Here is a 26106-nt window from a genome sequence, read left to right as displayed (position 1 = left end):
GGCCTCCGTTACTGCACGCCCCAGATGGCTTTGTAGTGACCCTGGTAGTTGTTGGCCGGGTCATAGTTGTTCTGCGGCCCGCCGTCATTGGCGATATTTTCTTTGGTGATCAGATGCGCTGGTGTGACATAACCCGATGACGGCTGCCCGGCAAAGGCACGGTTAAATTCGTCCAGCAATTGCCAACCATGCAGCTTGAGCGGTTCTGCTACCGTAGCAATTTGGCTGTCGTCATTACGGATACGCTGGAAGGCAGAGATGGAACCGTCTCCTGCCGAGATATTAAACGGCGCATTTTTACCGCCTTTGCCAGCGGTTTTCAGTGCCGGTGCCATAAAGTCGAAATAGAGATCATTGATCGACAATGCATACTGGAAATGATCGCCGTATTTCTGCAACAGGCTGAAGGTCATGGAAGGCATGCGGTTGGCGGTATCGGCCAGTGGCGTATCGATAAACTCAACCACCTTACAACCGCTGCATTTTTCAATTTCCTGCTTCATGGTGTTGGCCTTATCCAGCGCGATTTGATAGAGCGAATCGGTAAAGATCAGCACCTGCGCCTTGCCTCCCGAACGCACCACCGCATACTGCGCCGCCAGGCGCGCTACCTCGTTTGAATCCGAAGTGATATTGTCCGTCACGCCGTATTTCTCAATCGGCCCGGGTTGCGGTTCGGCATGCCACGCCATCAGCACGATTTTTTGTTCTTTGGCTTTTTTCAGCGGGATTTTCGCCACGTTCGGGTTCCAGCCACCAATCACAATGCCGTCCGGGCGCTGGGCAATCGCCTGATTCAGCGCCGCGAGCTGATCTTTGACCGAGCCGCCGCCATCGAGGGTTTCCAGTTTCCAGCCCGCAACCTTAGCCGCCTCGCTTAATCCCTGCTGCACTCCCTGCACCCCGCCGTTCTTCATGTCGGACGCGATAAAAATGATTTTCTTGTTGGCCTGCAGTTTTGGTCCGGTGGTCGGCCCATCCCAGGTGCTGGAACTGGCGGTGGCTTTTGCCACTGCCGCGGTCGCCTGGTCGAGGTAACTGTCTGCGTGCGCGGTCACTGATGCCACCAGCATGGCGGCAAATGTCAGACCCAATGCCTTATTTTTCATAATGAATTCCCTGGTGTGATGGTTTTTTGTTTATGGTCAGGTGCAGAGGCAGGCGCGCTTTGGCTGCGCACCACCGCTTTTTGGTTCAACATGCGGCGACGCTGGGCGTAACCGGCAAGGGTAATCGACAGCAACAGCGTGGCCCCGTTGAACAACGGTTCGACCCAGAAGTCACCGCCAAACTGCTGAATACCGGCAATACCAATGGCGAGGATCGTAATACCCACCACGGTGCCCCAGACGTTCACCCGTCCCGGACGGATGGTAGTGCTGCCCAGAAACGCCCCGACCAGCGCAGGCAACAGATAATCCATCCCGACGCTGGCCTGGCCGACACCCTGTTCGGCAGCAATCAGTACGCCACTGAAACCGGTGAGGACGCTGGAGGCGATAAAGGTGCCGATGATGTATTTGTTCACCGCGATACCATTCAGGCGTGCCGCAGTAGGATTGCCACCGACCGCATACATGCAGCGTCCGAGCGGGGTGTGTTCGGTAATCAGCCACAGCACGATTGCCACTGCCAGCACATAGAACGCGCCAATCGGGATACCAAACAGCTCGGTATGGTGCAGCGCGCTGAAAGCATCGGGCAAATCGCCGACAATCTGGCGTCCACCGGAGTGCCACAACGCCACCGCGTACAGCACGGTGCCGGAACCGAGGGTAGCGACAAAGCTATCAATATCCGCTAACGCCACCAGAATGCCGTTAAGCAGGCCATACAACGCCGAGATCGCCAGCACCGTCAGCACCGCCATCTGCCACGAGAAGCCATATTCCACCTGTAAGGTGATGGCGAGGATGTGCCACAGCACAATACCGAAACCGACGTTAAGGTCGATCTTGCCGACGATCATCGGCAGCGTGGCCGCCAGCGCCAGCAGGGCAATTTTGGCCTTGCTGGCAAGGATTGCCTGTAACGTCAGCATGGTGGCGAACGACGGTGATAATACGGAAAACAGCAGGGTCAGCAGCACGCACAGCAGCAGCAGGCCATAGCGGGTCATAATCTGCATCGACCAGGGGGCAAAGCCATGCTGAGCCAGGTTTACCCGCTGCTCCAGCGCGGTGGATTTTACGGATGTTTTCGACATAATTTTTCTCCTGCCTTCCTTTTCAGACGGTGGTTAATGGGGCAGCGCTGCTGGCAGAGGCCAGCTCCAGCAAACCGGCAAAGGTCACCTGTTCATTTTTTAATTCACCCACCACCTGGCCACGGTTAAACACCAGTGCGCGGTTACAGATATGGGCGATCTCTTCGAGGTCGTTGGAAATCACCAGCACCGCGATGCCGTCAGCCAGCGCTTTATTTAGCAGGTGATAGATCTCTTCCCGCGCACCGACATCCACACCGGCAGTCGGATCTTCCAGAATCAATAACGGGGCGTTGAGGTGCATCCAGCGCGCCATCACCACTTTCTGCTGGTTGCCGCCGGACAAGGCGCTGATATCGAGATTGACGTCTTTAGGCCGGACATCGAACAGCTGCACCTTCCACCAGCTGGCACCGATTTCGGCGCGACGTCCGTAGCGTGACAGCAGCCGATGGCCACTGGCGCAGGGATTAAGAAACAGGTTTTCACGCATGCTCATCGACATCACCAGGCTTTCACCGGTACGGTCGCCTGCCACCAGCGATACGCCAGCGGCCATTGCCTGCTGCGGAGTTTGTGGCTGATAGGGTTGATCGCGAAAGTGGATGCTGCCTGCGGTGGCCTGACGCAAACCAAACAGCAGGCGGCCAATCTCCTCCTGACCCGCACCGCGTAAACCTGCCAGCGCCAGCATTTCACCGGGTTGCAGGCTAAAGCTGACCGGCCCCACTTCATCAATGCACAGCTGGTCCAGCACCAGCACCGGTTTTTGCGCGTCGGGTAACGGCTGTCGCTGATTTCCTTCCAGTGCTTCACCGACAATCATCTCCACCAGATCATGCAGCTGGTAGTCGGCGGTGTTGCCTTCCGCCACATGTTTGCCATCGCGCATCACGCAGATACGGTCGGAAATTTCGATCACTTCGTCGAGGCGGTGAGTCACGTAGATCATGCCGACCTTGCGGCTTTTCAGCCGGTTAATCACATCAAACAGATGGCGCACATCATTAGCGGGTAAGGAGGCGGTCGGTTCATCCAGCACCAGCACTTCCGCATTGACCGCCACGGCACGCGCAATCGCCAGCAATGACTTTTCGGTACGCGACAGTTCGAACACCCGGGCGTCCGGGTCCAGTACGATGCCCACTTCCTCCAGCGCGGCCCGTGAACGTTCACGTACGGCACGCCAGTCGATCAGCCCCAGACGACGGGTAAACCCCATCACCAGCGCCATATTTTCCGCCACCGTCATCCATTCGATCAGACCGAGATCCTGATGAATAAACGCAATCGGCTGGTGCGTCGCCGTTTTCAGGCTGGCGGCAGAGCCGATACTGGTTTCGTGAAAACGGATATCCCCTTCATCACGGTTGTAGACACCGGCCAGCACTTTAATCAGGGTGGATTTTCCGGCGCCGTTTTCTCCCAGCAGGGCAAGGACTTCGCCGGGATAAACCGCCAGGCTGACATCATTCACGGCGGGGTTGCCGCCAAAGCGTTTGGTGATATGGCTCAGAGTAAGAACCGGTGTTCCCGGGCTATGCTGCATTACAGCCTCCTGCAAACTCCTGGTGAGCATCAACAGCGGCGACAACCTGAAAACACCGCTAAATTTCAACATGCGAAATACGATTCCAAAAAATACTATTCCTGACGCGCACGAAAAGCAAAGAAGTGAGCGGGATATAATTCATTAATAAACAGGTAGTTATATTTTCTGTTGCGGAATTGTGATGCATCACTCACTTCCAGCGGGGGTGGATTTTCGCGAAAAGTCACACTAAAACTGGCGAAGGATTCCCAGGCTGAAGTGTCTGAGTTAACATCTGGCGACTGTTCTTTTACCGGAGCAGGAAAACTGAGAGGAAGCGTGGATGGTGGTTAAAGTGGATAAAGCAAAGGAAGAAAAGAGTGACAAGCCGCTGGGGACACAGAGCCTGTTTCGTGGATTGCAACTGATTGAACTGTTAAGCAATTACCCCAACGGGTGTCCGCTGGCCCATCTTTCTGAGCTGTCCGGCATGAACAAGAGTACCGTGCACCGCCTGTTGCAGGGGTTGCACAGCAGTGGTTATGTCACCCAGGCCCCCTCGCCTGGCAGCTATCGCTTAACCACCAAATTTATTTCTGTCGGGCAGAAGGCACTCTCCTCGCTCAACATCATCCATGTCGCGGCCCCGCATCTGGAAAAGCTGAACTTAGAAGTGGGAGAAACGGTCAATTTCTCCAGCCGCGAAGATGACCATGTGATCCTGATTTATAAGCTGGAACCCACCACCGGGATGATGCGCACTCGCGCCTATATCGGCCAGCATATGCCGCTGTACTGCTCGGCGATGGGCAAGATTTTTATGGCCTGGGGCAGTGAAGATTATCTGCCCGAATACTGGCAAAGCCATCAGGACAGCATCCAGCAACTGACGAAAAACACCATCACCACACTGCCGGAAATGATGGAAGAACTGAAAAACATCCGCCAGCAGCAAACGGCGATGGATCGCGAAGAGAATGAGCTGGGCGTGTCATGTATTGCCGCCCCGGTGTTCGATATCCAGCAACGCGTGCCTTACGCGGTATCGATATCGTTACCCACCGCCAAGATGCAACAGATCGGGGTGAAAAAGCTGATGGGGCCGGTGGTCGCCACCGCCCGAGCCATTTCTGAAGAACTGGGATACAACACCTGACGGAAATTTGGTAGCGGTGCGATTTATCGCGCCGCTACGGATCCGTGCGGTGGGGAGTTATTGATCGTTAGTAAATCGCCCGACGATGGTGGCGGCCCCCAGCGCATGCCCTTTCAGCTTCGCCACCAGCGCATCATGGGTTAACCCCGCCGGTAACTGGTCAGGCGGTAAATCGGTAGCAACCAGCACAAAGTTGTAGTGATGCACGCCGCTTCCCACCGGCGGACACGGGCCGTAGTAACGGGTGGTGCCGGGAGAGTTCTTGCCCCCGGTGTAACCGGTACCTTTTGCCAGTTCTCCCTGGGCAAACGAAGTCCGATCAGCGGCGATGTTATAGGCCACCAGATGCGTGACGCCCAGCCCCTTTCCTCCCACCGGATCGGTGATCATCAAGGCGAAACTGCGCGTCCCGGCGGGCGCGTTGGACCAGCTCAGAGCTGGGGAAACATTGTCACCGGTACAGGAAGGATTGCCTTGCGCGTTACCGGCAAATGCCTTTTCCAGCATCGCGTTATCGGTAAAATCGGATGATTGCAGGGTAAAAATCGGGGCGGCCAGCACTGAGGCCGGAAATAGCGCCAGCCATAGCGCGCGCTTCAACATAACCATCATTCACTCCTGTTGATGAAGAAACCAACCAAAGAAACAAGTATATACCCTGATTTTCCTCCTTCGACTTCGCTAAACTGAGAAATGCACCGATTACGCAATCAGGGAATCCGGATGTCAGATGCAGCGCTCAGTCATTTCTTACCCGCGACACAGCAATGGTTTCGTGCTGCGTTTCGGGCCCCGACTCCGGTCCAGGCCGAAGCATGGCAGGCCATTGCCAGCGGGAAAAACTGTCTGGTGATCGCCCCTACCGGCTCCGGTAAGACGCTGGCGGCTTTTCTGCATGCGATTGATGCCTTGTTTCGTGAACGAAGCCAGGCAGCATCCGTCGAACGTAGCCACAAAACCCGCATCCTGTATATCTCCCCGGTTAAAGCGCTGGCCGCTGATGTTCAGCGCAATCTGCAAATGCCGCTGGCGGGCGTTGAAGCACAGCGCCGCCAGCAAGGCGAGCCGGAGATCGCGCTGGCGGTGGGGATGCGCTCCGGTGACACGCGCAGTGCCGAGCGAGCGCAGCTGCAACGACGTCCACCCGATATTCTGATTACCACGCCGGAATCGCTGTTTTTGCTGCTGACCTCCAAAGCACGCGAAACGCTACAGGGCATCTCAACGGTAATTGTCGATGAAGTCCATGCGGTGGCGGGCAGCAAACGCGGCTCTCATCTGGCGCTCAGTCTGGAACGACTCGATGCACTGCTGGCCCAGCCAGCCCAACGCATCGGTCTCTCAGCGACGGTGCGCCCACCCGAGGTGGTGGCACGTTTCCTTGGTGGTGCGGGTGAAACACGGGTGGTCAACCCCGACGCAAAACGCCCCCTGCAACTGACCATCACCGTCCCGGTTGCCGATATGACCGATATTCAGCAGCGTCCCGATGCGCGCGCTGCTCAGGATGCAACCCTGGCCGCCGGGTCGATCTGGCCGCATATCGAAGCCGGGATCCTCGACGAAGTGCTGCGCCATCGGGCCACGCTGGTATTTACTAATTCACGCGGTCTGGCGGAAAAACTCACCGCGCGCCTCAACGAACTCTACGCGCGGCGGCTGGGGGAACAACCAACAGAACCGGGAGAATCCTTCGGCTACGGATCCTTCACTGGTGGCACCGAAAAACGTGTGCAAACGCCTGATACCTTTATCGCCCGCTCGCATCATGGCTCAGTGTCGAAAGAGCAAAGGCTGGAAATTGAAACCGCCCTCAAGGCGGGAGAGCTGCGCTGCGTGGTGGCAACATCGAGTCTGGAACTGGGCATTGATATGGGTGATATCGACCTGGTGATGCAGGTCGGCGCACCGTTGTCGGTCGCCAGTGCGCTGCAACGTGTGGGTCGCGCCGGGCACCAGGTTGGCGGCACCCCTAAGGGTATTTTCTGGCCGCGCACGCGCCGGGACCTGGTGGATACCACGGTGACGGTGAATGCCATGCTGGCCGGTGAGCTGGATGCCATTGCCCCGCCGCATAACCCGCTGGATGTGCTGGCACAGCATACGGTGGCTGCCGCCGCGATGGATACCTTGCAGGTTGATGGCTGGTTTGAGCGGGTCCGGCGGGCCGACCCTTTCCGCACCCTGCCGCGTACCGCCTTTGATGCGGTGCTGGATATGCTGGCCGGGCGCTATCCCTCCGATGAGTTTGCCAATTTACGCCCGCGCATCATCTGGGACCGCCACAACCACACCCTCAGTGGCCGTCCTGGCGCGCAGCATCTGGCCGTCACCAGCGGCGGGACCATCCCGGATCGCGGTATGTTCAGCGTCATGCTGCCCGAAGGCGAAGAACAGGCGGGCGCGCGACGCGTGGGCGAACTGGATGAGGAGATGGTGTACGAATCGCGGGTCAATGACATCATCACCCTCGGAGCCACTTCCTGGCGCATTCAGCAAATTACGCATGATCAGGTAGTGGTGGTACCTGCTCCTGGACGTTCGGCGCGTCTGCCCTTCTGGCATGGCGAGGGGGTTGGCCGCTCTGCAGCACTCGGTGAGGCCATTGGGCGCTATCTGCGCGCCATTGATCAGGGTGCTTCCCCGGGCGATACCCTGGATGAATATGCGCGCCATAATATTCAGACGCTGATTGCCGAACAGCACCAGGCAACCGGCACCTTGCCAACTGACCGCATCTTACTGATTGAACGTTGCCGCGATGAAACCGGTGACTGGCGCGTGATTTTGCATTCGCCGTACGGCCAGCGCGTGCATGCTCCCTGGGCACTGGCAGTGGCAGAACGCATCAGCCGGATAATGGGTCTCGATCCTGCCGTGGTCGCCAGCGATGATGGCATTGTCGCGCGTTTTCCGGACAGTGAAGGCCGTGTACCCGGCGCTGAAATGTTCCTGTTTGCACCTGATGAGCTACAGCGGGTGGTGACTCAATCCGTCAGCCAGTCGGCGCTGTTTGCCGCCCGGTTTCGCGAATGTGCGGCGCGTGCGCTGCTGTTACCACGACGCAATCCCGGTAAACGTTCGCCACTCTGGCAGCAACGTTTACGTGCCGGGCAGTTACTGGAAGTTGCCCGCCAGTTTGAAGATTTTCCCATCCTGATTGAAACCGCTCGCGAATGTTTACAGGATGTCTATGACTTACCCGCCTTGCATCATCTGATGTTGCGTCTGCAACAGGGAGAGATTCAGCTGGTGGAGGTCAGTACCGATTCGCCCTCACCGTTTGCCGCCCCGCTGCTGTTTGGTTACGTAGCGGAGTTTATGTATGCCAGCGATGCCCCGCAGGCGGAGAAACGCGCCTCCATGCTGGCGCTGGATAGCAAACTGTTAAGTGACCTGCTGGGCCAGGTCGATATGCACGAACTGCTGGCTCCCGAGGTGGTCGCCCGCGTGGAGCAGGAATTACAACGCACGCTGCCTGATTATCACGCCAGCAGTCGCGAAGCACTGGTGGATTTGCTGCGTGAACTCGGTCCCCTTTCAACCGCGGAACTGGCGATACGCTACAACGGTGAAGAGGCACTGAATACCGGTTTAACGGCGCTACAGCAGGCACAACGGATTTTCCCGGTCAATATGGCCGGTGACACGCGCTGGACAGTGACTGAGGATGCCGCGCGGTTGCGCGATGCATTGGGAATCAGCGTGCCCGATACCTTACCCGCCGTGCTACTCCAGCCGGTAGCACGTCCGTTATACGATCTGATCAACCGCTTCGCCCGCACTCACGCACTGTTTACGGCATCACAAATGGCCCGGCATTTCGGGCTGGGGCGTGCCGTCGCCGACGATGCGCTGGAGGTGCTGCGCCAACAGGACAAGGTGCTGAAAGGCGACTTTGCCGCAGCCGACAGCGATGAACCGCAATGGGTGGCGGAATCCGTATTCCGTCGTCTGCGCATCCGTTCGTTGCAGGCGGCGCGCGAAGCCACTAAACCGGTGAACCAGGCGGTCTATGTCACCCTGTTGCTGGAGCGTCAGGGCGTATTGAGCGATGCCGCCGCCCGTCAGGCCCAGGGCGCATTTAGTGGCACCAACGGCGTGCTGCGGGTGATCGAACAATTGGCAGGCGTCGCATTGCCCGCTGCGCTGTGGGAATCACAAATCTTTCCTGTCCGGGTACGTGATTACCAGCCCGCAATGCTGGATGAACTGCTCTCCAGCGGCGAAGTGATTTGGAGCGGGCAACGCGCTCAGGGGGCCAGTGAGGGGTTGGTGTCATTGCATTTAAATGACTACGCCGCTGAAACGCTGCCTGCACCAGACGAGGGGAGAACCGTGGCACTGACACCGCTACAACAATCGATCCTGACGCTGTTGCAGGACGGCAGCGGCTGGTTTGTGCGCCAGCTGTTACCGCGTCTGATGGATGAAACGCCTGATTCCTCACTGGTTTACGAAGCAATGTGGGATCTGGCCTGGCGCGGTTATCTCACCACCGACACCTGGTCAGCACTGCGCACCCTGAACAGCCAGAGCAGCACGCCGCGTTCCCGTCCCAGTCGCCCCCGGCTCGGACGCATTAGCTATAGCGCGCCCGCTGCCCGTATCAGCACCGGCCCTACCCTCAACAGCATGGCGGGCCGCTGGTCGCTAATTATGCGCCCGCCCCTTGCCGATACCGAGCGCGCGCTGGCGCTGACAGAAAATATGCTGGATCGCTTTGGCGTCATCAGTCGCGGTGCCGCCATCGCAGAACAGGTGCCCGGCGGATTCCCAGCGTTACAACCGTTGCTGCGTGGCCTGGAAGATGCCGGACGGTTATTACGCGGGCGGTTTGTTGCCGGGATGGGAGCCGCGCAGTTTGCTGACCATACGGCGATTGACCGTCTGCGCCAGCTCGCCAGCAGCCCACATAGCGGCTCCAGTCCGGTGGCTCTTGCAGTACTTGATCCGGCCAACCCTTTTGGCGTGCAACTGCCGTGGCCATTGAGTCTGAGCGGTAATCGTCCCACGCGCCGCAATGGCGCGCTGGTGGTGATTGCGCAGGGTCGGGTGATGCTTTATCTGCCACAAGGTGGCAAAGAGTTGATGACTTTTGCTACCGGGTCCGGTCATGAAGAGTTACATGCCGCGATACTGGCGTTGGGTGTGGCTCTCAAACGCGAGAAGCATCTCAGCTTTACGCTGGAGCGTATTGATGAGACACCCGCCGGGCAATCGCCGCTGCTCCCGGCTCTGAAAGAGATCGGATTTTCCCGTGTGCCACGGGGATATAGCTGGTATGGGTAAGCAGGCTTCCTGGCTGGCGCATACGGGGTAAACTCAGAAATTTTTCATCATTTCATCATGTTGGCTTCCTTGTAAAAACGGGAAGTCGTATCCAGGTTTTAGCCTCCTGTTGATGCTCTTATCAATAATTCACAATCCAGGGAGGTTCTTTTGACGGATGCAGCTCATATTTTCTCACCAACCGCAGGACATGCAGCGTTACAACCCACCAGCAGAACGGCATTTTCATTCGGCAGAATATGCCGGACCCTGAGCAACAGCCTGACACGACTCTCCAGTAATCACCGGTTGCCACGCTCAGCGCCTGAAGTGGTGAGGCAGAGTCTGAGCAATCTCAATAGCTATTTCGCTTCACTGATCCGCTCCAGTTCTTACGGAATGGAAAGGCCGGTACTGGCCGCTGCACAACTGCTGCTGCATTGGTCGTTCTGCCAGCTACAGCAGCGGGCACTCGATCAGGCACACAGTGAGCTACCCAGGCTGCTGCTGACCACATCGGACAACGCTGGGTTGAATGAGGAGTTGTATGCGCTAAACCAACTGATGCTTTCCGCCTCAACGGCTGAAGGTGCCAGCGTGGCATTGCAACGTGTCGAAGAACATGTTGCGGAGCGAGAAGAATGGCTGAATAGCCTGACAGAAGAAGATCGTCACCTTTACCGCAAGTTTGAGCAGAAACTCAAAGACTGCCTGGAAAAGATGGCATTCTGGCACCCCCGTTCAACGCTGATGCTCCCGCTGATCAATGCGCTGGCACCTTATGTCAGCGTTTATCTGGATACTACGCTGCCCACCCTCGGTGCGTCCTCTGCGACAACGGCACCCGGGCAGATGTTGAATGCCAGTTCAGTTATCATTGGGGACACATCACCCGCCGCAGAATTATGGTTCAAATCCATCATCAACCTGCCTGCCGACATTTCCCTGCCACCGCTGCTGCTAAGGCAGGGACAGTCGGTTTGCCTGCGTATTCCCAAATGTCCCTCGGATAGGGTGAACAGGTTTGATAACCAGACCTCAGAGATTGAAATCGCGGGTGTAGGTATTGAAGGCAATCTGGCAACACAGGTTTGTATTAGTAATAACAATGGATTAGATCTTGAGATCGGCCGGGAGTTGAATACCGCCACGACAGGATATTCTTCTGCACTTTACCGTCTCCCACTACAAATCGATGGGGTGAGCGAGTCAATTAACAGCGGTATCTGCCCTGCTGCCAACCCCGCACGGAAAACATTGGCTGCGCCGCTCTCAGGCTGGAATCTCCTGCCCGTCGCTGGAGCACAGGATATTCAGCCTGAGGTGATTGATGAAAATGACCTCGATCCATTTGGACCCATGGCCGGTTTTGATGAATGGCCATTTTACGACTACGGCGAAACGACCGCGGCGCAGGCTTTATCGTCAACGCCAATGCTGTCTGCTGAGCAGGTTGACTATGCGCTCAACCTGTTTGATCGTCATAAAAGGGTGTTAATGTTATATCCCTTTACCTTCCCCAGAAATCCCCCTACAACCGCTGCCCTACCTGGTAGCACTACACCGCTGCCTGCGGTCACTCAGGATAGTCTGACGCACTTATTTGGTCCGTCTGAAACAGCGAAACCGCAGGGGTCGTGCAGAATAAAACGCCCCCCCCTTATTGCCCGCGATCTTGATGACATGCTGGTACAGGCACAGCAGTGGCTCAGCCAAATTCCAGCGACTCAGATTGAAGACAAACTTCATGTTTATTTGCTTACCCTGCCTGAATCCGTCACGTCGCAACTTACTCCGCTGGAAAAAATCGCCATCATCATCAGAAAATTAGTGATAAATAATAACCAGGACTGTGCATATGACGAGTCAGAGGCACTCAAATTTGTCACGTCACTGTTTGAGCGCTCACCCTTTGCGAATAATAAAGAATTACTGAATGCCTGGGTACAGACTCCGGAGGGAAAACATCATCTGACCGATATCCTGCTCTATGAGATCGACCGTCTGATACCCGATCCGGGGAAATTACTGTCCGCAACCTTTAATACTATTTTGGCGATGGTAAAACCCGTCAGCACTAAATTTTCAGCGCTGGAAAATCTGGTCATTGAACTGCAAAATGGATTTAAAAACAACCTGCTGGCCTCCGTGATAAATGCTGATGAAGCACTACCCGCTTTTCTGGAAAGTGAGGCGATCATTGAAAAAATGCAGTTTCTCCACCTGGAATTCATTAAAAATCATCTTCCCTGCTTCCGTCTGATAAACAAAGACGATGTCAGTGACGAAGCCGTGCTTTCTACCAATGGCGTACTTTTAACCGTTGCTGCGGGCATCATTGCCAATGACAACAAACTGAATCTACTTACTGGAGATAAGTTAAAAAAGTTTGGAATGCAATCTCTGCTCCGTTTCTCAGATGATTATTTATTAAGAAAGTTTTCCCGCTATGATGACCTGCTTAAAAAAAGCACTTACAGGCTGAGTGATTATCTCAATCATCTCGAAGTGGAAGGCCGGTTGCTGGTACATGCTTTGTATCTCAATCATAAAATTTACCACGATCTGCAACAATACAGAGAGCAGATCACTCATCTTAAAAGCGATTATCAGGCTTTAGCTGATGTGGAAAAACAACTCTGCCGCCTGGCTTTTGAACAGATTCCTGCGGTCGACCAGGATTTTTTTCTGTTTGCTTCGCAGGAGCCGCAGGGACTGGAAGTTTATTTCGTCACGTCAGAGAATGCATTAGATCCCGTTAAAAACCGCCATTTTATTGGTTTTATTGTGACAGCAGACTTCGAGCGTATCAGGCGTTGCTATTTCATTTCTGAAATCCCGGTGCTAAATAATTTTTCTGCACCCTTAGCCTATGATGATTCCGCACATTTCCACACCAGAGATCATTACGCTAACTGGCTTAATCAGCAGGGTAAAACCGCTTTTGTGGCACGTTTATCTGCCCAGGGTGTCAATCAATTGGCGCAAACCACGTTTTTTGTCAGCGACAAAAAATCCGTTCCTGCCGCTAATGAAAGGGAAAACTGGCAGATATATATGCAACGCTTAAGTCAAAGTATTATTAATATACGTTTCCCTGAAATCACCACGGTCACAACATCATCACCGGGAACCTGGGATGTTGTGGTTGATTTTTCCGAAAACTTAGCCACGCAGTTCATTCCGGTTGAATCGTGCAAACAGGCACTGAATGATATTACTGCCGGACCAGACACCCTAAAGAAGGTTTTGCTGACCCTTGAGGATGCGGCAATATGCCTTTATGATGCAACCCCTGAAGGGGAAGGCAGCAAACTGGTAAAGTTTTCCGCCACGGTTGCGCGTTCTGTTGTCGGAAAGATCACTGAAAATATCAGAAAGGAAACCAAACACGCTTCCTCACAGGTAAGCCTGAACCCAACTGATGCATCGCATGTGAAGGAACAAATGTATCTTGAGGATAGTCAGGTAAGGAATTATCTGGCAAATTCGACACTATTTAATACCGATTTAGGCTGGATGTTACATAACAGTTCTCTTAATATCCTACAGCTTCCTGCTCAGATGAAAATTCTTGATGTTCGCTGGAACATCGTCACAGACCAGATTTATTGCAGAACTAACGCCCCCCAGGGTATAAAAAACTATCGGCTTGATCAGAAAAATTTATTCCTTCTCCCTGCCAACTATGAAGTGGTTCGCTCTGAACCGCATAATCAGGAATTAGTCATAAACGTTTCTGAATTCTTATCTCATATCGCAAGCGGTACGCTTGATGCATTAAAGACCGAACGAATGGAACAGGATATGCGTACTTCCGATAAATATGGAAAAGTGTTTTTTAAAAAAGAATTCTCAGAGATTAATTTTAACAACGCAAATATCTCTGATGCCTTTTTCAATAATTTAATCACCTATCCTGGATGGAAACCGGTGCGCCTTTGGGTTAAGAGAGACGATGGTGACATGATAATCATCGAATGGAAAGATGAAAAAAAACGCATTCAATTTCAACAACTGTGTGAGTTTAATGACATCTTTATCTCCTGGCATGGTGATCCCATTAACGGTAGCAGTGCATCGATTCGGGTGAAGCGTAATGCCTCCACAAAAGCCCCGTTCTATACCGATATGATTAGTCCACTGACATATGGTTACATGGCATTAAATCCCTATGAGGACTATCAGCGCAAAGCAGCGATGCAGAATTTAATTAAGGAAGGTAGTCGGCTTCCAGACCCGCCCCACTTTGCTGAAATAGCATGCCGAAATATGATGAAAGAACTGGGAATGATCCTGCCAGTTGATTTTATACGAGGGAAATATCCTGCAGCCAGTGAATTTATAGAGAAGTTTGCAAGATGGGAAATACCTGCAACAATTAATTCAGGATTTAAAAGATTTTCACGGGCAATTGCACTATTCCACAGCACATATCCGAATGAAGACATTTTTTACCCGAAGGCGGATAATTTCATAAAGGCATTCGAAAAACTGGACCAGAAAACAAAAGTTTTCAATTATCGTAACCGGGAGTTTAAAGATAAAGTTGCCGTCTATTACAAACAGTTTCCCGAGCGTGAAATCAAGGCTAATCGATGGATAAATAAGATTCTCGACAAAATATCCCCGCCGGATGTTCAGGATGATCCAAAATACACACTAAAAACAAAAAGTAAATATGACATGGAAACAAAATATCCTGAATTTCTTAAACAACTCAAAGTCAATATAAATGAACTCCATTCTCAGGCCCGGATGATTAGCGACCTTTTCAATAACAAACTACACCCGGGGCTAATGAGTAATATCCTTTCGGAGTTTACAGGAAAAACATTTACTGATGATGAAGTGCGCTCATTCACTACCGATTTCCGAAGATTACAGAATAACATCCTGGCAGTCACCCCCGATCGGTTCCGGATTTTTGAGGAGAGATATGCTAAAGATGGCCAACTGGTTGGCGGTTGTTTTAAAGATGATGCCGAAAAATTACTTTTTAGTCCCGGAGACATGGCTTTTACGACTACCGATGATAAACATAAATTTATTTACACCCAAAAAATACCCAACGATGATATATTTAAACAGATCGCCATACATGAATCCGATCATATTAATAATGGTTTAGACTTTGCTTACACGCCCCCTGAAGTGTATATTGAAACCTACAATACAATAAAAAAATTTACTTTCCGTGGAATCGAACAATATGGCAAAGAACTTTTATCGGACAGAAACCATCTGGTTGATTACCTGATGCGTGACTCTGAATTTCTTGAACGTTTCTGCGACCAATTAGCGAGACACACTCAGGATTTTATCCACAGAGATAAAATCTGGAAATTTGTCAGTCAATATTTAGGGGGGAATTCTCATCGCTATCACAATCGGTTTAGTGATGAAGCGACAAAAAAACGTATTGAATTACGCTCACTAATGGACATTGCCTATAACAATCATAAATTCCTGCTTTATTTCCTGAAGCAAAATGCTGATTTTATGGTCAGCCTCTGGCATCGGGTAGCTGAGGTCGCACATGAATATCTGGAACCGAATCAGAAAATCGATAAAGATGCGCTCATTAAATTTGATTTATTAAAATCGATTGTATTGCAGGCAGGTACTGCACTGTTGGATGAGGTGAATGCGGGTGCTTCAACTTCGAAAAAAGATTCAGCCGACTCAGGTTAAAACACGGGTAATTCGTCGCGGCACGATTTATTGCGCCGCGACATTATGTTATCAAAATGACATCATCAAAACGTCACCACCGTCACCCAGTTCGCATCACCACCGGCAGGGGCGCTACCTGCGCGTTTCAGCACCCCGCTGCGTGAATTGATGGCATAGCTACCCGTCACATTACTTTTCTCTCCACTGGCAATCAGCCACTTACCATCAGGCGAGATGGCTATGCCGCGCGGCTGTTTTTCCACCTGCCAGCTGCCAATTAACGTTAATTTACCGTCATTTTTATTCACGCGGTATCCAGTCACCGTGCTACTGGTGCGTTCCGTCACATACAAAAAACGACCATTGGGCGTAATGCGAATATCTGCTGCCCAAATACGTGGTGTCGGATCGTTGTAATCTGCCGGACGTTCACGACCATGTTGCAACTGATACTGCGCCGCGACTGCATTGGGCCATTCAGCGATCTTATCCAGCGCACCATTTGGCTGGCGCTTAAATTGCGTAATGACGCCCCCCATCTCACCCACGTTATACAAATAACGGTTATCCGGTGACATCACCGAATGGCGCGGTCCGTTATCCGCAGCAGTCTCCACATAACCCTTACCAATCGGTGTCAGGCTGCCGTCCGGGGTTAAATTGAGTTGCAACACGCGGTCAGTGCCAAGATTGCCGACATAGACCGAGTGCCCGGTCGCATCGGTGATCACAGAATGCGCCACATGGCCGGTTTTATACGCCGCAACCGGAGGTGCTTCCACTTTACCGTTACTCGCCAGGCGATAGACATGAACCACATCACCATCATACGAGGCACCTAACAGGAAACGCCCGCGACCATCGACGCTGATATAAGGATAACTGGCCGCGGCTGCCACCTCGGCCGCCTGTGTCAGGTCACCGCTGTGCGCATCAATCGCCCAGCTCACCAGCCGCAATGGCTGGCTGCGAATTGCAGCATATAAACGGTGATGATCAGGGCTGAGCGCCATCGGCATCACTTTACCGCCTGCCGATGTCTGGCCCAGTAAGGTCAGCGCCCCGGTTTTATCATTCAGGGCATAGCGGGCAATGTTGCCATCACTGGCCTCAGACACATAGACGAAGGTTTGTGCCATCAGTGATCCACTGAAAGCCAGGGCAGAGAGTAACGCCAGACGCATAACATTTTTCATTATTTTTCTCCACAGGTCAGGGTCGGAGCAGCGTATCTGGCGTGAATCCGGGCGGTAAGGTGTGATTGCCCGAGACAGTTTGGGCAAATGTCCAGATAGTATCCACTTTCAGTGGGTTAGCACGGAGTGGCCGAAAAAGTTTTATGTGGGATTGTGCGCTGGCTCACTGGTGCCGGACAGCTCAACATCTTAAGCAGCCAGCGTTGCTCACCTTGCACACCACCACCATATGGTTATAATGAATTAACCAAATGGAGGTGCACAATGAAGCAATTCACACTCCCCGCCACATCCCGCGAACCGGAACGTTTATGGCAATTTGCCGGATTAAACAGTGCCGATGGCGTGTTGCTGATGGGGCAGATTGACGCAGGTCTGGAGGGTTCCGTTGCCAGCCGTATCGTATCATGGGCGCGTATCACCCAGGCCGATCTGCGCCATATGACCGGCATTCCCGGCACCACCTTTACTCGTGGATTGAAAAATCGCTTTACCTCAGAACAAAGCGAGCGTCTGGTTCGCTTTATCCGGGTGATGGATCGTGCCGTAGAACTGTTTGAAGGCGACAGAGAAAAGGCGCTGCAATGGCTGAACGAACCCGTTCGTGCGCTCGGCAACCAGAAACCCGGTGACCTGGTCGCCTCAGAAACCGGTGCCTATGAAGTGCTGAAACTGATCACCCGTCTTGAGCATGGCGTCTATTCGTGAAGCTTTATCGGATGACCAAAACCCGCTTTCTGAGTTCAGCATGGAGCGGCTACGGTGCCAGGGAGGGTGGCGGTCGCTGGAACAGCATCGGCGTCTCCATGGTTTACGCCTCCGAAACGGCCTCCCTCACCATGCTGGAAACCCTGATCCATCTGCAAAGCGCCAGCATCCTCGATTTCTTCACCCTGCTGAGTATCGAAGTCCCAGATGATTTGATCCAGTGGATTGATGTCGCACAGTTGCCGCAGGACTGGGCGGCGGCGCAGGCACCTGCGGCACTGCGCCAGTTTGGTGATTTCTGGAGCGAGAGTCAGACCTCGGTTGCGTTACGCGTACCCAGTGCCCTGTCACCGGTTGAGTTTAATTACCTGCTCAACCCCGAACATCCACAATTCAGTCTCCTTGCGCAGGATGCCGTGGCGATCCCCTTTCGTTTCGATGAACGTTTTGCTCGCTAATGTTTAGCGATGGTTATTTATAAAGTATCCCAATCTCATCATTGTGATTTAGCATACAAACATCCCGGCCATGTTGCTTGCCGTGATACATCGCCTTATCAGCAAACGCGATAATATCTTCCAGTGAACAATCTTTTTTAGCCGGAGAAATACCAAAGGTCACCGTAATATTAATGATATTATCTTCATAAAAAAACGTTTCACCCCGGATCTTTATCATCAGTCGTTCAATTATTTTCTTGATGGCGTAAAGATTTTCACCTTCAACTAAAATCACAAATTCCTCGCCACCATAGCGGTAACACTTTTCATCTTTACGCATTGCACCCAGCAGGAGATTAGCCAGACCTTTAAGCACCGTATCGCCGCCATTATGACCATATCTGTCATTCACACATTTAAAATGATCGACATCCATAATAATCAAATAAAGGTCTTTATCACTCTGCGCACATCGTGCCTGTAAACGTGGAAAATCATTTATCAGTTTGTTACGCATAGGTAATTCGGTCAATGCATCATAAGCACTGCGGTTTGCCAGCAGCCTGGATTTGTAAGCATCTACAGCATCGAGGAAATTTTTCTGCTTATAAAAATACTCCTTTAGTTGCGAGTGGGTAAATGCATTCACTTTAATTGCCGCTATGATATCCCTGACCGTTTGATGCATTTTGATATGAGAGTCAGAAATGCGCAGTAAATCGTTTTCGTTAAAGTCATATTTGATAAGTGCAGCATCGATCCACTTACCAAAATCGCAATAACCGTGAGAATTTTTATCCTCTAATGATTTATCGAAATCGCCGCCAAACAAACTGATCTCCAGTAGCCTGTTTGACCATTCATAATGATGTTTGATGGCATGATTCAAATTCCTGATATCAACATCGATATCGTAGATGGTCCTTTGCATTATTCCTCCACAGTTAAAAAACTATGGACAAGATTACAAAAACAAAATTATAGATTTGATTGTTTTTGTAAAAAAGAATCATCCTGGTGACTAAGTTTATTTTTTGTGAGCAAAGCAACGTTATGTCACGCAACATATTGTTTTAACTGCCGGGATGGCAATTAAATTATAGAGGTTATGTTTTATTTGTCGCGAATATGAGGCAGATGTTAAATATCCACATCAAATATATGTAAAGTAATATGCACGATACATCGCGCCACTACAGGTCCGTCGTGGTCATCACTTCCCGAATAAATTCCGTCAGCGCTTTTAATGTGGGAGGGACTAAGCGATGACCGGGATAGTACAGACACAACGCGCCGAGATTGACTTGCCACTCCGGCATCAGCTGTATCACCCTGCCCGCCTGCACATCTGCCGCAATATGACGCTCTGACATACAGGCAATCCCCAGTCCTCCCACTACCGCTTTCTGCGCCGAAGCCAGATCATTGACGGTGAGCAACGGTTCCACCTGCACCTTATAGTTTTGCTGCTGATGGCTCAGTTCCCAGCGGTAAATACTGCCGTCAGCCATACGCATACAGATACAGCAATGCTCACTAAGCTGTTCAGGCTGTTGCGGCGTCCCCGCGCGGGAAAGGTAGTCGGGCGACGCGACCAGGATCATGCGCAACGGCGGCGTCAGTTTTACCGGGATCATATCGGCCGGAATATCATCCTCCAGGCGAATGCCCGCATCATAGCCCGCGGCAACAATATCCACCTTGTCCTTCTGGCTATGGATATCCGCCCGGATACGAGGGTAGCGAGCAAGAAATGGCAGCAGAATTTCGTCATACCACAACGCACAACTTTCCGGCGGGACATTGATGCGCAGTGACCCGGCAGGATCGGCTGGCAGGCTGGCAACCTCCGCAGACGCGCTGCGGATCATCTCGACCGCAGGCGCAATCTTCACCATAAAACGCCGCCCGGCCTCCGTTAACCCGACACTGCGCGTAGTTCGGTTGAACAGACGCACACCCAGCCGTTTTTCCAGCCCTGCGACGGCATTGGTCACAGCAGAGGGAGAGATTTCCAGCTCACTGGCTGCACCGCTGAAACTGCCGCGCCGCGCCACTGCCAGCATGATTTCAAGTTCACTGATACCGGTTCGATTCATCAATTATTCCGTTAAACGCAATACCCTTTGCAGGGTCAGGCGGATTATAGCGACATCGCGTGCGTGCTACTTTTCTTTGCATAACAGCATTACAGGAGAACAGCCCATGCGCTCAATCGAACACATCTACATCAATGGTCGCTTTGTCATCCCGGCAGGTACCGAATGGCTTGATATTATCCGACCCGCAGACGGCAGCGTGATCAGCACCGCCCGGCTGGCCAACGAAACCGACGCACTGCAAGCCATTGCCGCCGCCAAAGCCGCCTTCCCTACGTTTGCCGGTTATAGCGTCGCGCAACGACTGGCGCTGCTGGAAAGTATGTTCCACGCATTGCAACAATGTGAAGAGGAACTGCACGAGGCGGTGCGTGAAGAATATGGCGCACCGTCTTCACGTTCGCAATGGATGGCCACCTATCCTGCTGATGTCATCAAACAGGTGATGACGGAGTTGCAAACCTACCCGTTTCAGCAACAGGCAGGACGCGCCAGGGTTCAAATGCTGCCGCTCGGGGTGGCCGGACTGATCACCCCGTGGAACAGCAATGCCGGCTTTATCTGCCATAAACTGGCTACTGCCATTGCTGCCGGTTGTACCACGGTGATCAAACCGAGTGAGTTCAGCATACTACAAACTGAGGTGGTCACCAGGGCGTTGGATCGCGCCGGATTACCGCCCGGTGTCTTTAACATCGTCACCGGTCGTGGATCGACGGTGGGTCATGCCATCAGCACCAGCCCGGATGTGGCAAAAATCTCCTTTACCGGTTCAACCGCCACCGGCAAAGCCATCCTGCGCAGTGCCGCAGACAGTTTTAAACGCGTTACGCTGGAACTGGGAGGCAAATCCCCCACCCTGATTTTGCCCGATGCCGATGCCGCACGTGCAGCCGAACTTGCGGTGCAGGCGGGTTTTATCAATAGCGGGCAGGCCTGCATCGCCGGGACGCGCATTCTGGTGCCTGAGCAGCGTAAAGCCGAGTTTGAGCGTGCATTGACTGCCGCCGTACAACGACAGATATCCGGCGATCCGGCTGATGTCAGCACCACCATTGGCCCGATGATTAACCAGCAGCAATGGGAACGTGTTCAGCACTACATTGAGATGGGTACGCAACAGGGTGCGCGTCTGCTAGCCGGAGGCGGCGGCCGACCAGAACCTCTGACCCGGGGCTGGTATGTGAAACCAACCTTATTTACTGATGTTCGCAACGATATGCGCATTGCGCAGGATGAAATCTTTGGCCCGGTACTTAGCCTGTTAACCTACCGTGATGAGAAAGAAGCGATCGCTATCGCTAATGACACCCAGTATGGACTCTCAGCATTGGTGATCGGCGAAGATGAAGCCAGAGCCCGTCAGGTTGGTGAGCAGATTCTGGCCGGAAGAGTGATGATTAATACCCTGGCGCATGAACCGCGCGCGCCCTTTGGTGGGTTCCGCAGCTCCGGCATCGGACGGGAAATGGGCCAATGGGGGATTACCGCGTTTCTGGAACCACGCGCGTTAACCTTCGCACGGTAACGCAATAAAGTGCGCCGCTACGGTCGCGGCGCTGTTTTACGCTTTAGCTTCCTGCAATAGCTGCTGGATCACCTTCTCCTGCCCGGCGTAATCGCCTTCACCAAACGCGGTGTAACGCAGCTGGCCGTGGGCATCGAAAATATAATGGGCGGGCCAGTACATATTGCCGAAGCGATTCCAGATGCTGTAGTTGTTATCCGCCACCACCGGGTATGGCAACCCCCATTGTTTGATGGCCCGGGCGACCGCCGCCGGATCCCGCTCCCACGGATATTCCGGGGTATGCACACCGATCACCGTCAGGCCATCCGCCTGGTATTTCTTTGCCCAGTCACGGACATGCGGCAACGTATGCTGGCAGTTGATGCAGTCATAGGTCCAGAAATCAATCAGCACCACTTTGCCCTTTAAATCTGCCCGGCTAAGAGGTGTGCTATTGAACCAGGACGTGCCGCCCTCCAGCCCCGGCAGGGCACTTTGTGTCTGTTCAACCACCGGCACCGGGGTTATTTTCGGCGTGCTGGCTGGCAGAAAGTGGCTGAGGCGCTGCTCAAGGTTTTGTGCCAGCACTGGAGCCGCCTGCAACGCCCCCTGCCTGCCGCTGGCAAGCAGCACCACCGACGCCAGCATCAATACCCCGGCTCCCTGGCGCAAACGCGTCATCATTGCCAGCCCGGGACGCAGACGAATGAGTAATTCGTGCCCGGCATACCACAATACCCCCAGCATCAACGCACACCCGGCACCGTAGGCCGCCAGCAGCAGGCCAACTGAAAAGGCATGCTGACCGGTAACCGCCAGGCTAAGAATGGCCCCGAGTACCGGCCCTGCACACGGCGACCACAACATACCGATCGCCATCCCGGCCAGCAACGCTGCGGTCAGGCCAGTACGCTGGTTGCTGGCGTTGTTGATACGGTTGCCCAGCAGCATAAAAGGCGTGGTGATAAAGTGCGCCGCCCGCGTGGACAACAGCGTGATGGCGGTCAGTGCCAGGAACAGCAGGGCCAGCCAGCGCCCTGCGGCCGTCACCTGGGTCACCCAGCTACTTGCCACCGAAATCAGCAGGGAAACAACGGTGAATATCAGTATCATACCCGCCAGCAACGCCACCATCTGTCCTCTTTTGCCGCGCACGCTGGCAAAAACAAACGGCATGACCGGCAATGTGCAGGGACTCAGTAACGTCAGCATCCCCGCCAGAAACGCAATAATTAACGACATGGCTCACCTCCAGACAGTGATTATTGAGCGTTCACGCCGTCAACGGCACGGGTAATCACCTGAGCGACACTAGCCGGGTGGCTCAGCATTGAGGTATGGCTGGCCGCCACACTGCTGACGCTGGCGTGAATGCGCTGCGCCATCGCCCGCTCCAGATCCGGGTTAATCATCCGGTCTTCCGTGCTGACCAGATACCAGCTCGGTTTTTGCGTCCAGGCTGCGTGGCTCACTTTGTCGCCAAAGGCCGCAGCGCGAATCGGCCCCTGGGTCACGGTGAGGAGTTTTTGCTGGCTGGCGGGCGAATCCTGGGCGAAATCCTGCGCCACCGTTGGCGCAGGCAGGTAAAGGAAACCATCCGGCGTTTTGGCAATACCGGCACTGCCTGGCGGGGATGGGTAGCTTCCGGCCAGATCCCCGGTCGATTGTCCGGCGGAAGGCGCGAAGGCGGCGACATACACCAGGCCCTTCACACGCGGATTATTGCCCGCTTCAGTGATGACGGTACCGCCCCACGAGTGCCCCACCAGCACCACATTGCCCGGGGCGCGGTCGATGGCGCGCTGGGTGGCGGCAACATCATCCTGTAAGGAGGTCAGTGGCAGTTGTACCGCAATCACCTTGACGTGATGAGATTGCAGCAGCGGAATCACCCGATTCCAGCTACTGCCATCCGCGAAGGCACCATGCACCAGCACCACGGTGTTGACCGCGGGATTTTCCTGCGCGGCGAGAGAGGCAAAAGAAGCGGTAAGTGTGACAGCAGCAAGGGCACTAAACAGAAACTTTTTCATCGGAAACCTCGTGAATGTGATGGAGTGAAATGAACCACTGCGTTATCTGGCAGTGCGCTTATTTAACCCAGCAGATGTGTTCACGACGTTTCCGCAATCCCCCCTTTTTGTCTCAGTAAATATCCGGTGGTGGTGTTGATACATAAGGCTACAAAAGGGGGACTTTTTTACTCACGCAACAGGATCTGCACATCAAGCCCGCCCTGCGACCGGTTACTTAACGTCAGGCTTCCGGCCATCTGGCTGACCAGCTGCGCGGCGATAGCCAGCCCCAGGCCGGTACCCCCGGTATGACGATTACGTGAATTCTCGACGCGATAGAAAGGTTCCAGCACCGCGTCCAGCTCCGCTTCCGGGATACCTGGCCCGTTATCACGCACGTGGATCGCCATACTGCCATCCGCGCCGTTCAGCAGTAACACCTCGGCCTGATGACCAAACTTCAGCGCATTATCAATCAGATTGGTCATAATGCGCCGTAGCGCCTGCTGACGAACATTGAAGTTATCTTTGCCGCTACAGGGCAAAAAGGTCACGGCTTTGCCGACATCCTGATAATCACAGGCGATGCTATCGAGGAACGCATTGAGGCTCACCCGCAGTGGCGTTTCATCCGGTATCTGTGCCGATCGCGCATAATCGATGCCTTCACGTACCAGCCGGCTCATATTATCTAAATCACCCAGCAGCTTATCGCGCAGTTCCGGCTGTTCCGACATTTCTACCCGTAGCTTCATACGGGTAATCGGAGTTTGCAAATCATGAGAAATGGCGGCCAGAATCTGCGCCCTTTCCTTCAGATGATCCTGGATGCGCAGCTGCATGGCGTTAAAGGCACGTGCCGCCTGCTGCACCTCTGCCGGGCCGCTTTCAGGCATGATGCTGGCGTGAGTTGGTTTCAGCCCTTCAACTGCCTGGGTGAAGCGCATAAAAGGCCGCACCACCTGCCGCACCGCGATCCAGGCACAGAATGCCAGCAGCACCAGTTGAGCAAACAACACCACCGGCAACCAGCGGGCAATGGCAGGCATGCGTGGCCAGAGATCCAGTGTTAGCGGTGCGCCATCATGCAAGGTGATATGGGCCTGAATATGCAACTTCGGTCCGGGGATATTGCTGAAGGTTAAGGGATATTGCCCACCGAGCGTCTCCTGCAGCGAACGGATGGCATCGCGCGCGCGCCAGCTGTCAGGCCAGGGGCCAGCCTGACCCGGCGAAAGTTCATAGCGATAATTACCGCGCGCCAGTTTTGCCAGCCAGCCCGGTCGTTCTGAGGGTGAGAGATGATCGAGAATCGCTACGCTGGTGGCAACATCATACTCAAGGTTGCCGAGCATCACGGTTTTGGCGCTGCTCATGCGCTCAATCATCAGGCTGACCACCGTCATCCCGTTCGCCAGCACCAGTCCCAACAACACGATCAGCACCAGCCGGGACAACAACGAACGCGGCCACAGCCTCATAGATTGACCTCTTTAATCATCACCGGTGACGCCAGCACATAGCCTTCACTGCGCACCGTTTTGATGTAGGCGGGTTCGCGCGCATCCTCACGTAAACGCTGACGCAGGCGACTGACCAGCAAATCGATGGAACGCTCGAACAACTCGGCATCACGTCCCTGCGTCAGGTTCAGTAGCTGGTCACGGGTTAATACCCGCTGGGGGTGATCGAGAAACACGCGCAACAGGCGATATTCTGCCCCGCTCAGCGCCACAATCACCCCTTCGTTATCCAGCAGATGACGCGCCGAGGTATCCAGCTGCCAGTCACCAAACGCTATCAGGCGACCGGTCTCGGTGATTTGCAGATTCGGCGGCAAAGCTCGGGTACGGCGCAGAATCGCTTTGATCCGCGCCAGCAGTTCACGGGCGACAAAGGGTTTGATCAGATAATCATCCGCGCCCATTTCAAGCCCAAGAATGCGGTCGCTGTCTTCACTGCGTGCTGTCAGCATCAGAATCGGCAGATTACGCTGCGGATCGCTGCGTAACTGACGACATAAGGTCAGGCCATCGTCGCCGGGCATCATAATGTCCAGCACCACCAGATCAATCGCATTGGCCGCCAGCAGCGCGCGCATTTCCCGGCCATTGGCGGCTCCGGTGGCGCGATAGCCGGATTTGATCAGATAGTCGGTGACCAGTTCGCGGATATCCCGGTCATCATCAACAACCAGGATGTGATCAATATGCTCCAAAACAACCCCCTGTCATCAGTCAGCTTAAAAGGATGAATGCAAAAAAGACCGGTACAAAATACCGGTCCGAAAACAAATTA

General features: G+C 53.7%; 17 protein-coding genes. 6 read left to right on the top strand and 11 right to left on the bottom strand.

The genetic code is table 11. The annotated features are described in order from the left end of the window. Positions 1–8: 8 nt before the first annotated feature. Genes PW844_RS14565 through PW844_RS14555 form a run of 3 tightly spaced genes read right to left on the bottom strand, consistent with a single transcriptional unit; the run spans position 9 to position 3755 of the window. Complete coding sequence (locus PW844_RS14565) at positions 9–1109, bottom strand: substrate-binding domain-containing protein (protein ID WP_299452922.1); 1101 nt, start codon at positions 1107–1109, stop codon at positions 9–11. After that, on the bottom strand, positions 1106–2206 hold the full coding sequence (locus PW844_RS14560; protein ID WP_299452921.1) for an ABC transporter permease: 1101 nt from the start codon (positions 2204–2206) through the stop codon (positions 1106–1108). Before PW844_RS14560 ends, PW844_RS14565 begins: the two co-directional genes overlap by 4 nt. Positions 2207–2228: 22 nt before the next feature. Next, entirely contained in the window at positions 2229–3755 is a 1527-nt protein-coding gene (locus PW844_RS14555; RefSeq protein WP_299452920.1) for a sugar ABC transporter ATP-binding protein, read from the bottom strand. A gap of 325 nt (positions 3756–4080) precedes the next feature. Between PW844_RS14555 and PW844_RS14550 the strand changes: the two genes are divergently transcribed. Continuing rightward, complete coding sequence (locus tag PW844_RS14550; protein WP_084874699.1) at positions 4081–4893, top strand: IclR family transcriptional regulator; 813 nt, start codon at positions 4081–4083, stop codon at positions 4891–4893. Positions 4894–4950: 57 nt separating this feature from the next. Here the strand turns inward: PW844_RS14550 and PW844_RS14545 are convergent, their stop codons facing one another. Then, complete coding sequence (locus tag PW844_RS14545) at positions 4951–5496, bottom strand: YbhB/YbcL family Raf kinase inhibitor-like protein (RefSeq protein WP_299453203.1); 546 nt, start codon at positions 5494–5496, stop codon at positions 4951–4953. 120 nt (positions 5497–5616) lie between these two features. On the opposite strand from PW844_RS14545, the gene PW844_RS14540 reads away from it, so the two are divergent. Together PW844_RS14540 and PW844_RS14535 are read left to right on the top strand one after the other, a co-directional pair. Further along, positions 5617–10185 (top strand): ATP-dependent helicase, encoded by a 4569-nt coding sequence (locus PW844_RS14540; protein WP_299452918.1) that lies wholly within the window; start codon positions 5617–5619, stop codon positions 10183–10185. Between the two features lie 150 nt (positions 10186–10335). Continuing rightward, the gene (locus tag PW844_RS14535) at positions 10336–15858 is read left to right on the top strand and encodes a hypothetical protein (RefSeq protein ID WP_299452916.1); all 5523 of its coding nucleotides are present in this window, start codon (positions 10336–10338) and stop codon (positions 15856–15858) included. 65 nt (positions 15859–15923) lie between these two features. On the opposite strand, the gene PW844_RS14530 is transcribed toward PW844_RS14535, so the two are convergent. Next, on the bottom strand, positions 15924–17036 hold the full coding sequence (locus tag PW844_RS14530) for a beta-propeller fold lactonase family protein (RefSeq protein WP_299452913.1): 1113 nt from the start codon (positions 17034–17036) through the stop codon (positions 15924–15926). A gap of 264 nt (positions 17037–17300) precedes the next feature. Between PW844_RS14530 and PW844_RS14525 the strand changes: the two genes are divergently transcribed. Together PW844_RS14525 and PW844_RS14520 are read left to right on the top strand one after the other, a co-directional pair. After that, positions 17301–17744, top strand: a complete 444-nt coding sequence (locus PW844_RS14525) for an antitoxin Xre/MbcA/ParS toxin-binding domain-containing protein (RefSeq protein ID WP_299452910.1) — start codon at positions 17301–17303, stop codon at positions 17742–17744. Next, the gene (locus PW844_RS14520) at positions 17741–18202 is read left to right on the top strand and encodes an RES family NAD+ phosphorylase (protein ID WP_299452907.1); all 462 of its coding nucleotides are present in this window, start codon (positions 17741–17743) and stop codon (positions 18200–18202) included. Before PW844_RS14525 ends, PW844_RS14520 begins: the two co-directional genes overlap by 4 nt. A gap of 13 nt (positions 18203–18215) precedes the next feature. Here the strand turns inward: PW844_RS14520 and PW844_RS14515 are convergent, their stop codons facing one another. Further along, positions 18216–19115, bottom strand: a complete 900-nt coding sequence (locus PW844_RS14515; RefSeq protein ID WP_299452904.1) for a diguanylate cyclase — start codon at positions 19113–19115, stop codon at positions 18216–18218. Between the two features lie 262 nt (positions 19116–19377). Further along, on the bottom strand, positions 19378–20283 hold the full coding sequence (locus PW844_RS14510) for a LysR family transcriptional regulator (RefSeq protein ID WP_299452901.1): 906 nt from the start codon (positions 20281–20283) through the stop codon (positions 19378–19380). A 106-nt stretch (positions 20284–20389) separates the two neighbouring features. Between PW844_RS14510 and PW844_RS14505 the strand changes: the two genes are divergently transcribed. Continuing rightward, positions 20390–21811, top strand: coding sequence for an aldehyde dehydrogenase family protein (locus PW844_RS14505; protein WP_299452898.1), 1422 nt, complete (start codon positions 20390–20392; stop codon positions 21809–21811). A gap of 36 nt (positions 21812–21847) precedes the next feature. On the opposite strand, the gene PW844_RS14500 is transcribed toward PW844_RS14505, so the two are convergent. From PW844_RS14500 to PW844_RS14485, 4 genes are all read right to left on the bottom strand, one after another. Then, on the bottom strand, positions 21848–23035 hold the full coding sequence (locus tag PW844_RS14500; RefSeq protein ID WP_299452896.1) for a cytochrome c biogenesis protein DipZ: 1188 nt from the start codon (positions 23033–23035) through the stop codon (positions 21848–21850). 20 nt (positions 23036–23055) lie between these two features. Beyond that, entirely contained in the window at positions 23056–23826 is a 771-nt protein-coding gene (locus PW844_RS14495; protein WP_299452893.1) for an alpha/beta hydrolase, read from the bottom strand. 167 nt (positions 23827–23993) lie between these two features. Next, positions 23994–25289 (bottom strand): ATP-binding protein, encoded by a 1296-nt coding sequence (locus PW844_RS14490; protein ID WP_299452890.1) that lies wholly within the window; start codon positions 25287–25289, stop codon positions 23994–23996. Then, positions 25286–26026, bottom strand: coding sequence for a response regulator (locus PW844_RS14485; protein WP_299452887.1), 741 nt, complete (start codon positions 26024–26026; stop codon positions 25286–25288). The genes PW844_RS14490 and PW844_RS14485 overlap by 4 nt, the downstream gene beginning before the upstream one ends. Positions 26027–26106 lie beyond the last annotated feature (80 nt).

The sequence above is a fragment of the Pantoea sp. genome (assembly GCF_028283705.1).
In the GTDB taxonomy this organism is placed as follows: Bacteria; Pseudomonadota; Gammaproteobacteria; order Enterobacterales; family Enterobacteriaceae; genus Pantoea.
Note: the sequence above shows the minus strand (reverse complement) of the source record. Positions and strands in the feature narration are given on the sequence as shown.